General features: G+C 59.0%; 12 protein-coding genes. 7 read left to right on the top strand and 5 right to left on the bottom strand.

From position 1 onward, the window contains the following. Positions 1 to 94 precede the first annotated feature (94 nt). Entirely contained in the window at positions 95 to 2,446 is a 2,352-nt protein-coding gene (locus NW814_RS05640) for an AAA family ATPase (RefSeq protein WP_414405524.1), read from the top strand. Between the two features lie 35 nt (positions 2,447 to 2,481). Here the strand turns inward: NW814_RS05640 and cbiE are convergent, their stop codons facing one another. Next, positions 2,482 to 3,717: a precorrin-6y C5,15-methyltransferase (decarboxylating) subunit CbiE gene (gene cbiE / locus NW814_RS05645; RefSeq protein ID WP_414405525.1), complete on the bottom strand. Its 1,236-nt coding sequence runs from the start codon at positions 3,715 to 3,717 to the stop codon at positions 2,482 to 2,484. A 107-nt stretch (positions 3,718 to 3,824) separates the two neighbouring features. Continuing rightward, entirely contained in the window at positions 3,825 to 4,451 is a 627-nt protein-coding gene (locus NW814_RS05650) for a cobalt-precorrin-8X methylmutase (RefSeq protein ID WP_414405526.1), read from the bottom strand. 140 nt (positions 4,452 to 4,591) lie between these two features. Between NW814_RS05650 and NW814_RS05655 the strand changes: the two genes are divergently transcribed. Continuing rightward, entirely contained in the window at positions 4,592 to 5,641 is a 1,050-nt protein-coding gene (locus NW814_RS05655) for an alpha/beta fold hydrolase (RefSeq protein ID WP_414405527.1), read from the top strand. A gap of 144 nt (positions 5,642 to 5,785) precedes the next feature. Next, positions 5,786 to 6,364, top strand: a complete 579-nt coding sequence (gene ribH, locus NW814_RS05660; protein WP_414405528.1) for a 6,7-dimethyl-8-ribityllumazine synthase — start codon at positions 5,786 to 5,788, stop codon at positions 6,362 to 6,364. Here the strand turns inward: ribH and htpG are convergent. Beyond that, complete coding sequence (htpG, locus tag NW814_RS05665) at positions 6,358 to 8,217, bottom strand: molecular chaperone HtpG (protein ID WP_414405529.1); 1,860 nt, start codon at positions 8,215 to 8,217, stop codon at positions 6,358 to 6,360. The two genes, ribH and htpG, sit on opposite strands and share 7 nt — an antisense overlap. 164 nt (positions 8,218 to 8,381) lie before the next feature. Continuing rightward, positions 8,382 to 9,725, bottom strand: coding sequence for an LCP family protein (locus NW814_RS05670; protein ID WP_414405530.1), 1,344 nt, complete (start codon positions 9,723 to 9,725; stop codon positions 8,382 to 8,384). 139 nt (positions 9,726 to 9,864) lie between these two features. Here NW814_RS05670 and NW814_RS05675 point away from each other — a divergent pair, with 139 nt between their 5' ends. The 4 genes from NW814_RS05675 (at position 9,865) to NW814_RS05690 (ending at position 12,897) form a co-directional block, all read left to right on the top strand. Continuing rightward, complete coding sequence (locus NW814_RS05675; RefSeq protein ID WP_414405531.1) at positions 9,865 to 10,542, top strand: 4'-phosphopantetheinyl transferase family protein; 678 nt, start codon at positions 9,865 to 9,867, stop codon at positions 10,540 to 10,542. A gap of 45 nt (positions 10,543 to 10,587) precedes the next feature. Next, positions 10,588 to 11,037, top strand: a complete 450-nt coding sequence (locus NW814_RS05680; RefSeq protein ID WP_414405532.1) for a sulfocyanin-like copper-binding protein — start codon at positions 10,588 to 10,590, stop codon at positions 11,035 to 11,037. 268 nt (positions 11,038 to 11,305) lie between these two features. Then, a complete protein-coding gene (locus NW814_RS05685; RefSeq protein ID WP_414405533.1) occupies positions 11,306 to 11,584 on the top strand; it encodes a hypothetical protein in 279 nt (92 codons plus the stop codon). Positions 11,585 to 11,673: 89 nt separating this feature from the next. Beyond that, positions 11,674 to 12,897 carry a glycosyltransferase gene (locus NW814_RS05690; protein ID WP_414405534.1) on the top strand — a complete coding sequence of 408 codons (1,224 nt, stop codon included), beginning with the start codon at positions 11,674 to 11,676 and terminating at the stop codon, positions 12,895 to 12,897. 13 nt (positions 12,898 to 12,910) lie between these two features. Here the strand turns inward: NW814_RS05690 and NW814_RS05695 are convergent, their stop codons facing one another. Further along, complete coding sequence (locus NW814_RS05695; protein ID WP_414405535.1) at positions 12,911 to 14,773, bottom strand: peptidoglycan D,D-transpeptidase FtsI family protein; 1,863 nt, start codon at positions 14,771 to 14,773, stop codon at positions 12,911 to 12,913. Positions 14,774 to 14,923 lie beyond the last annotated feature (150 nt).

The following is a 14,923-nucleotide window of genomic DNA, read 5'->3' on the forward strand; positions in this document are numbered from 1 at the left end:
TTTCCGTATGGGTTACTCACCTCCTAGCCCCCCTGTCCATTCAGAAATTACAATGGGGCATCTAGCTCATTAGTGTTCCAGGATCTCTCTTTCCATGAGCTACTTGGTTATTGACACCGAGGGCAACCCTAACCTTGAAGAGATTGCCATTGTCGACAGCAGCGGTAAGCTTGTTTACCACGCCCATACCCAGGAATACTCGCCTGGCCACCCCCAGCCCAAGCCTTTAGCCCAGATTGTTGCGGACCTACGGCGTTTGGCCCAAGGTAAAACCCTCGTTTTCCACCACGCAGAGCACGACCTAAAAATCCTTAAACAAGCCTTTGAGCAAGCTAACCAAGAGTGGCTTTCTAACCCCGTTTTTTGCACTTGGCTAGCTGCCAAGGAATGTTTCCCCAACCTCCCCAGCTACAGTCTAGAGTATCTTAGCAAACATCTTGGTATCCAACTGGAGAGCGGCTATTTCAACTCCAAACTGGCCCACGACGCCAGCTACGATGCTCTTTTTACCTATCACCTCTATCGCCACCTCACCCACGCTCAGCTCAAAGCCCAGAATGTTCCCAATCCTTTCGCCAACAGCAGAGTTGACAATCCCTTTCAGCATTATCCCGACGAGACCACCATCTATCAGCCTCAGTACCAGCAGCTCACTGCCACCCTACAGGACATCCAACGGGATCCCAACCACCAGAGCCGAGGGGTTGTCTTACTGGGTGAACCTGGATCCGGCAAGACCCACCTGATCATGCGGGTGGCCCAAAACCTCCTGCGCCACAACCGTCTCCTGTTTATCCCTCAGCCCACCCATCCCGACAACATCTACCACCACATCTACAGCCACACCCTGGAATCCCTGCGCGAACGGGTAGATGCCCATCACCACACCCAGCTCGACTACTTGATTGCCAAGAGCTTTGTGGAAATCTTGAAAACCTTCCCCCAAACCTCAAAAACTGAAGAGCTTCTCTCCCTTCTCACGGCGGATCCCCTCAACCTCTTTCATTGCCTGGGAGCAGAAGGCAGCGAGCGTCGTCGTCAGCAATGGCAAGCCATTGAAAAACTGGTTCTGCGCTGGTGGGCAGAGCAAAACTTCCTTACCGGTTCCACCGAAAACATTCTCAAGGGCATCATCAAATACTGCAGCTACAGGGATCCCAACCGCCGTCACCAGATCATCCGCTGGCTCAGCGGTACCGACCTGGATCCTGAAGAAACCAACTTGATTGGGTTGCCCCCTTGGAGTGCAGATCTGGATCGCAACACCTTTGCCCTAGAAGGGATGAAAGTCATCGGCAGGCTTTCGCTGCTCGACCAGCCCCTGATCATTGTCTTCGACCAATTGGAGGCTCTGGGCCGAGAGGAAAATCGAGATATCCTTCTCAACTTTGGCGATGCTCTAAAAGAGCTTTTTACCCGTATTCCCAACAGTCTGTTTGTCCTTAATTTGTTTCCTGATCGTTGGCAACATTTCCAAACCCAATTTGACCGGGCTACCGTCGATCGCCTCTCCCAAACCGTCCTCTCCCTAGATCTCCCCTCTCTTCCCCAGCTTCAAGCCCTTCTCCAGAGCCGCCTGCCTTCAGGGATCCACCTCCAAGCTCTCTTTACCGCCGATGACCTGAGCGATATTCTTGGCCAACCCTCCATCCGGGCCATTCTCAACCGGGCCTCAGCCTACTATCGCCACTACATCAACGGGATCCCTCTCCCTCCCCAGGTGCAAGTTGTACCCACTGCCAGCAATCTAGCCGCCCGTGTCCAGCGGCTCGAAACTGAGCTGCAAACCCTCAAACAACTGCTCATCCCCCTTCTGCCTGCCCACGGCCCCTCCATCGTTCTATCTCCACCCCTTCGGGATCCCAGCCCATCTGCCGATCTTGTTGAGACGCTGGATCCCTATCTCCGCACCACTGAGGCTCAGCTCCGCGCCGCCTATCCCCAAGAGGCGATCATCGACAGCACAGCTGATATCGGCAAATTGCGCACCATCGTCAATGCCCTGCAAGGGATCCATCCCCTCCCCATGAGCACCCTGAGACTGGGCAAACGCAAGCTTCCAGATCACCTCTATTTCCCCAGCCAAAAGCGGGTGATTGCCTTTATCCAAGTGGCTGCTGGCAGCATGTATTGGCAGGTCAATAACTTCAACCAATTGGTGATTGCTCACCCTGGGCTTCAGTTTCTCTTGCTGCGGGACGCCCGCCTCAAGCCTCCTTCTCCAACAGCTACTGCCACCCAAGCGGCCTTGGCTGCCCTCAACAACAGCCCTAATGGCAAGTATGAGCTGCTCACCAAAGAGGATCGCATTCACCTGGAGCTGATGTACAGAATGATCACCGACATCCAAAACCGCGACTTGGAGCTAGACCTGACCTCAGCCGTTCGGTACTATCTTGAGCATAGGGATCCCCCCCTTATCGCCTGGATCCTAGGCCGTGCCTAAGCCTTCCCTGAACTCTCTCCCATTCAGTTGAGGGCTTAGTGGAACTTCGAGGTGGAAGGGATTGCTTGCAGCAGGTAAACGGGGTTAAGGGGGGAAAAGCGAGTGCCCTCAGCCAAGGCCGTGGAGCGGGAGATCTGGACATGTTCCACTCGCACCTGCCAGCCCTGTGAGCGCAGCCACTGCAGGGTTTCGCTGCAGGTTTCTAGGGTGGCGAAGTTGGCCACCAGGATCCCTCCAGGCCGTAGGCGGGGCGCCACTGTGGGCAGGAGCTGGGGGATCCCCTTTCCACCTCCTCCCAGCAACACCCGATCCGGATCCGGCAGGTCAGCCAGCACCTGAGGCGCTGCCCCTGGGATTACCTGCAGGTTTTCCAGACCAAAGCGTTGGCGGTTGCGCTGGATGAGACAAATGCCCATGGCGTTGCGCTCGATGGCATAGACCTGGAGCTGGGAAGAGAGGCGGGCGATCTCCACAGCCACTGAGCCCGTGCCAGCCCCGATATCCCACACCACCCCCTGTCGCGGCAATTGCAAGGCTCCCAGGGTGAGGAGGCGGATGGGCTGCTTGGTGATTAGGCCGGGCTGGTCGGGAAAGGTGTGGAACTGGTCGTCCGGGATCCCAACCAAAGGCCAGCGGCTGGGATCCGGTTCCGGCTCAACGCGCCGCAGCACCACCAGGTTAGGGCTGGGGAAGGCAGAGTTCTCCCCTTCCTGCAGGGGCATGATCTGCTCCTGGAGGGATCCCAGTTGGCTGCACACCCAGGCCTGGTAGCGCACTGGCAGCCGCAGGTCGGCAATGAACTGGGCCAAGCTGGCTGGTGTGTGCTCTGGATCGGTGAGCACTACAATTACAGGGGATCCCTGTTTGAGAACGGGTTCCAACTGCTCCATTCCCCGCCCATGTAGGCTGAGGATAGTGGCCTCCTGCCAGGGGATCTGTAGGCGGTTGAGGGCCAACTGTACCGAGCTCACCTGGGGATAAAAAGCCAACTGCTCCCTCGGGAAATACTGGGTCAGCAGGCGCCCAATCCCAAAAAACAGCGGATCCCCGCTGGCCAACAAGACCAGAGATCCCTGCGCTAGCTCCTGCTGCAGAAGCGGGATCCAACTTTCCACTGACCCGGTCAGGGGGATCTTGCGGGCTGGATGGTCAGCAAAGTGCTGGAGTAGGCTAGGAGGCCCGGCCAGGACTTTGGCCTGCGAAAGGGGTGGGATCCCCCAGGAAGCCACCGAGCCATCTCCGGCTACCCCTACAACTGCAAGCTGAGGCAACTGGCTCGCCATCTAGCGTTCGACAGGCGGGTGTACTGGCGTATGGGGTTTCCTGCATTTCTATCGCGGCGAGATTCCTGGATGGCCTTCCCAGCTCGTCCCCAATTCTAGTCCCGGCGGGCAGCCAGCAGCAGGGCATTGACAATGGCGGCAGCCACCGGGGATCCCCCTTTACGGCCCTCCACCCGAATCTGGGGAACCTCTGTCTGGGCCAAGGCTTGTTTTGCCTCTTCTACTGCCACAAAGCCCACCGGCACCCCAATCACCAGGCTGGGCCGGACCCGCTGCGCCCGAATCTCTCTCACTAGCGCTAGCAGGGCTGTGGGCGCGTTGCCGACAACAAAGATTGCCTCTGGGTAGCAGCGGGCCACCTTGATCATCCCTTGAGCGGTGCGGGTTTGCCCCACCTCGAGGGGCTCTTCCACCCAGTCCAAGGCGCAGTGGAGCGGAATCCCCTGGGCTTGGAGGCCAGACTGGATCCCGGCGGCTACCATCCTCACATCCACCACCACTGGTCGTTTTTGCCGCAGGGCCGCTAGCCCCGCCTCAACCGCCGTGGGGCTGAACACAAAGCGATCCCGCAGCTCGAAGTCAGCAGTGGCGTGGATAGCGCGGCGCACGATCTCATAGGGGATCCCCTGCCAGGGGTGGGGGCCGATCTCTTGGTCAATCTGGCGAAAGCTGGCTGCTGTAATCGGGTCTATCCAGGCCGTCTCGTCGGTTTTCTCGCTCATCGAATCTGCAAGTAGAGCTCAAGCGAAGACTGCTGGCGGGCGGAAGCTGGGCGGAACCTCTAGTCCCCAAAACGCCCCGTTAGTCCACTCTAGACGCTCCGAAGAAGCGGCCATGATTGGTCTATTCTGGTGGAGGTGGCTTGTTCGCTCCTTCCTTGCACACACCCAACTCCCTTTCTATTCCCTCCGCGCCGGGATCCCTACCTTCCCCGTCCCAGGCAGTCGACAGCAGAGATCCCCTCTCGGGCCTGCCTCGCTACGGCCACTCTCAAACCTGGCTTTGGCGCGGCTGGCCGGTTCACTTCACCTACACTCCTAGTCGCGCCCAAACTCCTGCAGGCCAGGTAAACTTGGTGGCAGCGCCGGCTCTTTTAATCCACGGCTTTGGCGCCTCCGTCGGCCACTGGCGCCACAACATCGTCCCTCTAGGATCCCAGCGCCCTGTCTACGCCCTTGACTTGCTGGGATTTGGCAAGAGCGCCAAGCCGGAGATCGCCTACAGCGTCGATCTCTGGGTGGAGCAGGTGTACGAGTTTTGGCGCGTCCACATCCGCCAGCCTATGATCCTGGTTGGCCACTCCCTTGGCGGGTTGGTGGGGGTGATTGCGGCTGCCCGCTATCCCCAGATGGTGAGGGGCCTATGCTTGATTAGCTGCGCCGACGGGCCCCATCCAGAAGAACTGCCCCCTCCCTGGGACGCCCTAGTGCGAGCTTTCTGCGAGGGGATCCTGGCGCTGCTGGGCCCTCACCTCTTTAATTGGCTGCGACAGACTAAGGTGCTGCGGGCTTGGATCAAGAACGTCTACAAGCGCGATGAGCAAGTGGACGATGAGCTAGTGCGGATCTTCCAAACGCCAGCTTTTGAGCCAGGAGCAGCCCACGTGTTCTTGGACAGCCTCAGGGCCATCCTCTGCCGCCCCTTCGATAGCCCCAAGCGGCTGCTGCCCACCCTCAAAATGCCCATTCTCCTCCTCTGGGGTCAAGAAGATCCGGCGGTACCCAGCTTTTTGGCGGATCAGTTCAAGCGCTGGCAGCCAGCTCTTACGTTGGTGAAGCTACCGGGGGTGGGTCACTGCGCCCACGACGAGCTGCCTCACTGGGTCAACACCCTCATCGGCGAGTGGGCCGCCAGCCTGGAGACATGTACCAGACTGCCGCGCCGTCCGGCCAGGGATCCCTTCCTGGCCTAGCTAGATCACTGGGGGAGGATGTCAATCTTGCTGCTCGATGGGCAGCTGCAGAACTATCCTCCTGAAAGTGGGATGGCAAGAAGTATGTCAGGATGGAAGAGTGCAGCTTTGTAGCCTAGAGGAGGCCGCTTTTGGAGCAGCAAGATGGCAGTTTACGAGGGGAATTTTACGCAGACAGGCGATCTGCGTCTAGCTATCGTCATCAGTCGGTTTAACGATTTGATTGTGGGCAAGTTGTTGGAGGGGTGCCGGGATGCTCTGAGGCGGCATGGCCTGGATGTCAGCCCCGAGAGTCGCCAGGTGGACTACTACTGGGTGCCTGGCAGCTTTGAGGTGCCTCTGGTGGCCCACCAACTGGCCCAGTCCCGCCGCTACGATGCCATCATCTGCCTGGGGGCGGTGATCCGAGGGCAGACCCCCCACTTTGACTATGTGTCGGCAGAGGTGGCCAAGGGGATCGCGGCAGCAGGCTTTCGCACTGGCGTGCCGGTCATTTTCGGGATCCTCACGGCGGACACCCTGCAGCAGGCGCTGGAGCGAGCCGGGATCAAAAACAACAAAGGCTGGGAGTACGCCATGAGCGCCCTGGAGATGGCTACGCTCATGCGTCAAGTGGCTCCCCTTCTCCAAGAAAGTAGAAACGGCGCTGGCCCTCGTCCCCCCTTGCCTGGGGCAGCAGAAGCCCTGCAAGCAGGGGCAAGCTGGGAGAGTGCTGCCTACTGACGGCGGGTAAGCCGCGTCAGCACCTCGTTAGAGCGCTGCACGAAAGCCCGCGCCGCTGCTGGGTCGAAGCTTTTCTGGGTAATCAGCGCCAGGTCATAGATGTGGTTGCAGATAAGATTGACCAGCTCCGGATCCCGGCCCTCCTCGGCTAAAGCTTGCAGGTTCTGAATGAGGGGATGGGCAGTGTTGACCACTAAGGTGTGTTCTTCCAAAAACTCCATCGGCTTCTGTTGCAGGATGGCATTGAGCTCCTGCAAGCGCCGCAGGGTTTCCGGCAGCAGGATCATGGCCGGCACAGACTCGGACTTAAGGGCCTCAGCCTTGATCTGCAGCTTTTCTTTCCCCAGCGCCTGACGGAAAAGATCTACTAGCTTTTCACTACGGGTTTTCTGAGTTAGGGGATCGACAAGCTCAGCAGCTTTGTCTTTGTTGATCAGGGCTTCATCCAACTCCGAGTCCACCCGCTTAAATTGGATCCCCTCTTCGCGATACTCTCGCTCCAGGAAGCTGCTGAAATGGCTGTCGATCCAGCTATCTAGCATGATGACTTCTAGGCCCTGGGAGCGGTGCAGGTCAATGTAGGCGCTCTGGGCTGCCTCGTCCGTGGCGTAGTAAACCCGCTTGTTCTGTTTCTCTCGCGTGCGCTCTAGGTATTCCTTGAGGGTCACGTACTCGGGTTTGTCGGCAGGGGATCCGGCAACTCGGAAGATGAGAATGTCCTTAATCTGGGCAAAGAATTTGTCGCTATTCATTGCCCCAAATTTCATAAATAGACTGATATCGGGCCAGACCCTGACGTACTTTTCGTAGTCTTCTCGGTAGAGCTCGTTGAGGCGATCCGCCACCTTTTTGGCTATGTGATCCCCAATGCGCCTGACAGTGCGGTCATTCTGCAAAAAACTGCGGGAGACGTTGAGAGGAATATCGGGACTGTCGATGGCGCCGCGAAGGGGCAGGAGGAACTTAGGGATAACTTCCTCGCAGTTATCCTGCACAAAAACTTGGTTGCAAAACAGTTTAACTTGGCCCTTGGTGGGATCGATGTCCGGGCGCAGCTTGGGGAAGTAAAGGATCCCTTGCACAATGAAAGGATAGTCCGTGTTGATGTGAACCCAGAAGTGGGGATCTTCCTGGAAGGGATACAGGTAGCGGTAAAACTCCAGGTAGTCCTCGTCTTTGAGCTCTGAGGGAGAAATCTTCCAGAGGGGCTTTTGCCGGTTGATGACTTCTCCATTGAGCTTGATGGGAACGGGAATAAAATCGCAGTACTTGCGCACCAATTCGCGGATGCGACTTGGATCCAGGTACTCCTCGCTATCGGGGGTTAGGTACAGGGTGACGGTGGTGCCGATAGCAGAGCGCTGGGAATCCGAGAGGGTAAAATTGGGGCTGCCGTCACAGGACCATTTCACAGGGGTGCTGCCGGGCTGGTAGGAAAGGGTGTCGATCTCCACCCGCTGCGCCACCATAAAGGAAGAATAAAAACCTAGGCCAAAGTGGCCGATGATCACCTGGTCAGCACCCTTGTCTTTGTACTTTTGAATAAACTCTTCAGCGCTGGAAAAGGCCACTTGGTTGATATATTTTTTCACCTCTTCGGCAGTCATGCCGATGCCAGTGTCGCTTACGGAGAGAGTCTTTGCCTCTTTGTTGAGCGCAATAACAATCTCTGGTTCTGGAGGCTCCGTCACTTCGCCGGCCAGCTTGGCCATTTTCAGCTTGGCAATAGCATCAGCAGCGTTGGAGATCAGCTCCCGCAAAAAGATCTCGCGATCCGAGTAGAGAAACTGCTTGATGATGGGAAAAATGTTCTCCGTGTGGACAGTGATGGCTCCTTGTTCCAAGACGGCCATAGGCAGCTTGTCACTCGAACCAGCTTAGTTCCAATTTACCAAGAAGACTGAGCCTCAAGCCTTGCCCACTACTATGCATGACCTTCGTAGGCCCCAGTAGAGCGGCCTTGTGCTCTGCCGTTTAGGGCAGCAGGGCAATAAATCTGCACTCAAACCAGCTGGCCCTAGAGGCTCTGAGCTTGGTTCCTACCGAGGGTAAGCTGCTCCACCCAATCTTGACCTAGGCGAATGGTGACGTCGGAGTTGAGAACTCCCGTGGACTCCACCCGCAGCTCCCCTAGCCCAATGGCAGCGCGAACCTGCTTAGCCCCCTCCCGATCCCCACTTTGGGCAAGGATCTCGGTGCGCGGCAACACCTGGGGGCTATCCTCGACGGCAAAAGCTTGGGCATAGCCCTGTCTAACCAGTTCTTGCACCATGCGGCGGGCCATCCCCGGCTTGCCGGTAGCGTTTTGCACGGCTATGCGCAGGTGTTGCGGCGGGATGGGGGTTACTTCCGCCTCTAGGCCAAAATGGGCGGCGGCCACACGGCGGATCCCGGCCAGATCCGGCAGCCAGTAGCTGGTGGCAAATTCTCCCGCCTGGCTGAAGCGGCCCGGCAACAGCACCAGATCCATGCGATCCCCGCCGTAGGTGAGAAGGAATTTGGCCAAGCTCAAGACTTCTTCCCAGGTGAGGTTGGTATCCAAGTGGGCGCGGACAACCTGCAAAACCTTTGGGATGCGCGGCCAGACGGCGGGGGAGAGCAGTTCCCGGCTGAGGGCCCGCAGCAGCTCCTGTTGCCGTTGCACCCGGCCAATATCTCCTAACCCCAGCTGGTCGTGGCGAAAGCGGGCAAAGTGGTGGGCCTGTTTGCCGTTGAGGCGGTGCCAGCCGGGTTGTAGGGTAATGAACAACTGCTGCGTACGATCCACGTAGTGCATGGGCTCCGGCACGTAGACCTCTACGCCACCCACCGCGTCAATCAGCGCTTCCAGGGCTTCGGTATTGAGGCGGACGTAGCGGTCAATCGGGATCCCGCCCAGCAACTGGCTTACCACCTGAGCTGTTAGGGCGGGGCCTCCCACCACGTTGGCGGCGTTGATCTTGGCCACGCCGAAGCCGGGCAGGCGCACACGGGTGTCGCGGGGGATCGACAACACGGTAATCCGCCGCGCCTGGGGGTCAAAGCGGGCTAGAAGAATGGTGTCAGAGCGGGTGTTGAAGCGGTCCTGATCCCCTGTTCCCAAGAGGGCGGGATCTGGCCTGTCGAGGCCCAGAATGAGGATGTGCAAGGATCGATCTAGAGCAGCAGCGCGCAGGGCATCCGGTCGAAAGGCTGCCTGTTCCTCAGCACTTAGAGAAGGGGGAAGGATCGGGCGGGGCAGTATGGCCGCCAGGAAGGCCCCAGCAGAGCCGGACAAAATAGCCGTAAAGCCCAGCAACAGCCAGAGGATCCCTTGGCAAATGGCCTGTTGTCGAGCGGCGCGGACAGGGCCGGGGCGGGGTGGGTAGTGAAAGGAAGACATTAGCTCGAGCCGGGCCTTGGGAACACGTCTAAAGGAAGTACTGTCTAGGTGGTGTTGCCAACCACGCCAGCTCAAGGCCATGTTACCCCATTCGCAACCTCTCGAGCTGTCTAGGTCTCAAGAGGGTGGAAGGGTAAGATTGCGGCAGCCGCTGCTGGAGCTGGAAAAGCCGGAGATCCACCTGTGGCTACAGGCAGTGCCCCCTCTGGAGGTGTTGCTTCCTCAGCTTGACCTGCTCTCCCTCGAGGAACGGCAGCGGGCGGGGCAATTGCAACTGGTGGAGGATCGGCGCCGTTTTCTGGCTGGCCGCTTGTTGCTGCGAACTTTGCTTAGCCACTATAGCGGCATTCCGCCTCAAGCCATCTCCCTCGACCGCACGGTTACCGGCAAGCCCTACTGGCGGGATCCACCTCTGCCGCTGCAGTTTAACCTCAGCCACTCCCACCAGTGGATCCTGGTTGGCTTGGCGCTGCACCGTCGAATTGGCGTGGACTTGGAGCGGATCCGACCCGTGCCCCGCTGGCAGCGCATTGCCCGCCGCTACTTTTCTGCTGCCGAGCAAGCTTACCTCCTGGCCTGCCCACCGCCAGAGCGAGATGCGGCTTTTTTGCAGATGTGGACCCAAAAAGAGGCCCTCCTAAAAGCCGTGGGTGTGGGCCTGGCTGGTGCCAAAAGGTTGGCCAGGGATCCCGGCTGGCTAACCTTGCCTCTGGGGGTTGCCGATGGCTACGTTGCAGCGGTAGCGGTGGAATGGGAGAGGGGAACAGCCGAGGAGGTGCCCCCAACTGTGCGGCTTGGTCAAGTACTCTCTGGCTAAAGCTGATTGCTATCTTAGGTTCCAGGCCGAGTTTTCCTGGTGGGTATGCTGCGTGGGCTGCGCTATCTCCTACTAGTGAGCTTTTGTCTATGGATGTTGAGCAGCGGGATCTCCTGGCCGGCGTGGGGACGGGATCTGTCGCGGCAAACGCCCCAGGACAGGGCAGTCGAGCTGGGCACGGTTGACAACCAGTTGGTATTTGCGCCTAAGGAGCTCTTTTTTCGCAATGGCAACCTCTACCGATTGCGCTTGAGCAACCCCAGCCAATTGAAGCACTACTTCAGCGCCAAGGACTTTGCCGATGCTGTTTGGACACGCAAACTGGAAGTGGCTGGCGTGGAAATTAAAGGGCAGGTCCGAGAAATTGAGCTCAAGCCGGGCGCGTCGGTGGAGTGGCAGTTTATCCCCCTCAAATCTGGGGTCTACTCTCTGGCTTGCACCATCCCTGGTCACGCAGAAGCCGGCATGATTGGCCAGATCACCATTGGCGACTAGGCGGCTCCCTGGGCTGGCCGGTTAAAGGAGAGAAAGACGTTGCCGAGCAAATGATGAACCATCCTCTCCTGCCTAGGGTGCGACGCTGGATGCAACAGCCGCAGGCGGCGTCTGCTCGCAAAGCCTAGCCCTCTCTTTCTGAGCAGCTCCCCTTCACAGCTGTCCACGGGATCTGCTGCTACAACGAGCCACAGTTGACGGTTGGCAGCCGCTCGCCGCAGACGTTTATCGCCCCTGCAGTGGAGGCGGTTGGCAAGAGGCCGGCCCCTTGCCCTACGTTTCGGTTCAGTTGCTCTCTCTGCCCACCCAGCTCTACCTGCGCCAACTACCGCCCACAGATAGCAACGGGCCAGAGGGCCCTCTGCAACCCCTTGGCGGCTTAGCCATGGCGCAGCTCCTCCTCGACTGGCAGGCCAAACAAACGCTCATCGAGGCTTGCGAGAGCCCAACTCTGCCGCGGCCTAGATCCCGCTCCCTTCGACGGGATCTTCCTAGGCAAGCTGGGCATGTGGGGAACTGTCTAGCTCTGGGGGTTATCCCCCGATAGGATAGGGGATTAGCGCTTTGGTGGCGCGGAGCGGTGTTTCCGCGCTCCTGCTTAGGATTCTCCTCGATGTTTTTTGGATGGCCTGCTGAATGCCTCAGGGAACTCTTACTTCGTCCGACCATCCGCAAGCTTCGACAGTCCCTATTCAAATCCCGCCGCTCTCTCAGCCCACCTCTGTCCAGCTATCGCTGGTTGTTCCCACCTACAACGAGGCCTCCAGCATCTGCAGCCTGATCCGGCAGTTGTGTGCCCATCTGGACAAAATCCTACCTGGGGCCTACGAGCTGATCGTGGTGGATGACAATAGCCCCGATTACACCGCCAAAGTGGCCCAGGAACTGCAAGAGGAATTTCCCCAACTGCAGGTTATCTGCCGAGACCACGAACGGGGGCTGGCCACGGCGGTGTTGCGGGGATGGCAAGCGGCCCGCGGCGAGGTCCTGGGGGTGATGGATGGGGACTTGCAGCACCCGCCGGAGATTGTTCTCAAGCTGTGGCCTGCCATCCAAGAGGGAGTAGACCTGGTGGTGGGCAGCCGCTACGCGGAGTCGGGGGGAGTGAGCCACTGGAACCTGGGCCGGCGCCTCGTCTCCCGGGGGGCCCAGTGGATTGGGCTGATGCTACTTCCTGGGGTTTTTAGGCGGGTGTCGGATCCTCTCAGCGGGTTGTTTCTAGTCAGACGCCAGGCTATTGCCGGGATCCCGCTCAGTCCCAAAGGCTACAAGCTGCTAGTTGAGGTGCTGGCGCGGGGCCGGGTGAGGACCATTGCTGAAGTTGGCTACATCTTTCAGGAGCGCCAAAACGGCGAGAGCAAAATCCAACTGCAAACCTGCCTCCAGTATCTCCACCACCTCATTGCGCTGCGCTTTTCGCTAGGTCAAGTGGGATCCTTTTTGCGCTTCAGCATGGTTGGACTGTCCGGCACGTTTGTGGATATGACGTTGCTGTATCTGTTCCACGATCCCCGCAACTTAGGGTGGGATCTGGCTATCAGCAAACTCATCGCCTCTGAGGTGGCCATCCTCAATAACTTCCTCTGGAACGACCTGTGGACTTTTCGCCATGTCACTCGGCTACAGCCAGGCCTTTGGAATCGTCTGCAGCGACTGGTCAAGTTTAATGTCATTTGCTTGATTGGCTTGCTGCTCAACTCTTTGTTGTTGATCTTGCTGAGCGAGCGCCTGGGCATTCACTATTTGCTCGCTAACTTGATCGCAATTGGTATTGTTGTATTTTGGAACTTTTATCTCAACGCTAAACTGAGCTGGCGGGTGGCAGCACCAAGGTCAGATGCCCATGGCAGCCAGTCCTGATCCCAGCCTTTTCCTATGGGGAATTGGGGCGGATCCCTTCTAGGGCAATGATCTCCTGGATCACCGAGCGAACCACGGGAGCTGCTGTCGTCGATCCAAAGGCATCTTCCCCCTTTGGCTCGTCGATCACAGCCAAAATCACATACTGAGGACGAAGGGCTGGGAAATAGGCCACAAAACTGGTGATGCGCTTGCCGGGCAAGTAGCCCCCCTGCGGCCCAACTTTCTGCGCTGTGCCCGTTTTACCGCCGATCTCATACCCCTCGACCTTGGCCGACTGCCCAGTGCCAAAGTCCACCACATCCCGCATCTGGATGCGCACTGCCAGCGTGGCCTCTTCCGAGAGCACCCGCACTGGCGCTGGCCGGGGGGGGCCCCAAACCAGGGTGTCGGTATCCTTCTCCACTAGGCCGCGCACCACATGGGGCCGCACCTTTAACCCGCCGTTGGCGATGATGCAGTGCAAGGCGGCTAACTGCAGAGGAGTGAGGGCCAATCCCTGGCCAAAGGCGACGGTAGCCCGCTCCACTGGCACGGTTACAAATTGCCGCAGGGGCTTCAGGCGGCTGGGCGGCTCGAAGGGCAGATCGACACCGCTGCGGTCGTTCAATCCCAGCCGTAGGAGGGCATGGTGGTACTGGCGGGGATCCAGCTTTTGCATCAGGTGCACCATGCCCACGTTGCTGGACAGGCGCAGAATCTCGGTAACGCTTAGCCAGCCATGGGCACCCCGCTGGCGGTAGTCGTGGTTTTGGATGGGCCAGCGGCCAATCCAGATCCGCCCTGCGTCGTAAACCCGCTCGTTGGCGGTGAAGGCCCCGGCATCGAGCCCAATGGCGATGTTGATAGGCTTGAAGGTGGATCCCGGCTCGTACAAGTCTGTAACGGCCCAGTTGCGAAAAAGGGCAGGGTCGTACTCGAAGTAGCGGTTGGGATCGTAGGTGGGCTCGCTCACCAAGGCGAGGATCTCGCCAGTGTGGGGCTGCAAAACAATCACCGTGCCCCGCAGCGCCTGAAACCGTTCCATCTGGGCTTTCAAAGCAGCGCGGGCAGCCCGCTGCAGGCGCATGTCTAAGGTCAGTTGCAGCACCGTCTCGCCGGATTGCAGCAGCCTTTCCGGCACCTCGGCAGCCAACAACTGGCCGTAGCCATCTCGGGGAATGGTAACTGGCTGAACTGTCCGCTCCAGCAGTGCCTGTTGAGAATATTCCACTCCTGCCTGGCCGCGGTGGTCTAAATCCACATAGCCCACCACCTCGGCAGCCATCTCCTTTTGGGGATAAACCCGCTGCCGCTCGCTCACCAGCTCCAGGCCGTCCAGGTACAGAGCCTGAATTTGCTCCGCCACTTCTGGCGCCAGCCAGCGCTCCAGCCGCACCGCATGGTTAGCCGACAACTGCTGGGTCAATTGCTCAACTGGCCGCCGCAGCAGAGGGGCTAGAGCCGTGGCAATCTCCTGCGGAGTGCGCCTGCCAAAAAGGCGGGGATGGGCCCAAAGGGTATAGGCAGGGCGATCTACGGCCAACAGCTCCGCCTGCTGCCGAGCTACGGAGTGGCGATCCACGATCGAGCGGCGAGGGAGGAAGGGTCGGAGGTGGGCCCGCTGCTGAGCCTCGGCCCGCTGCTGTAGGGTTGGCCCTTGGTAGTGTTGCAAGTAAACCAAACGCGCCCCCGCTCCCAAGAAAGCGGCGGCCAAAGCCAAGCCCACCGCCGCAAGGCGAAAGTTCAGTTGTCGGGCCGTCGGGATCCGATCCTCCCAAAGCCACGCCAGCTGCTGTTCCTTAGCTCGGTGGCGGCGCCAGCGGGCAAGCTGCCGGCTGCTCTGGCTATTCTGTAAAGGCTGCCGGCCCAAGCCAGTCCTCGACTTGTCTTCCACTGCTGCCTTTGGGTAGATACCACCGTCAGTTTGACGCCCATCTCCTCCTCTGGCCAGCGTTTTACCGGGCGGGTGTCGGGATTAGGCCAGGGGGCTCTCGTTTGCAACACGGGTGCGGAGCACTTTGCTACTTTTGTGGCACACTGGACA

This window comes from Synechococcus sp. R65.1 (genome assembly GCF_047461755.1).
GTDB lineage: Bacteria > Cyanobacteriota > Cyanobacteriia > Thermostichales > Thermostichaceae > Thermostichus.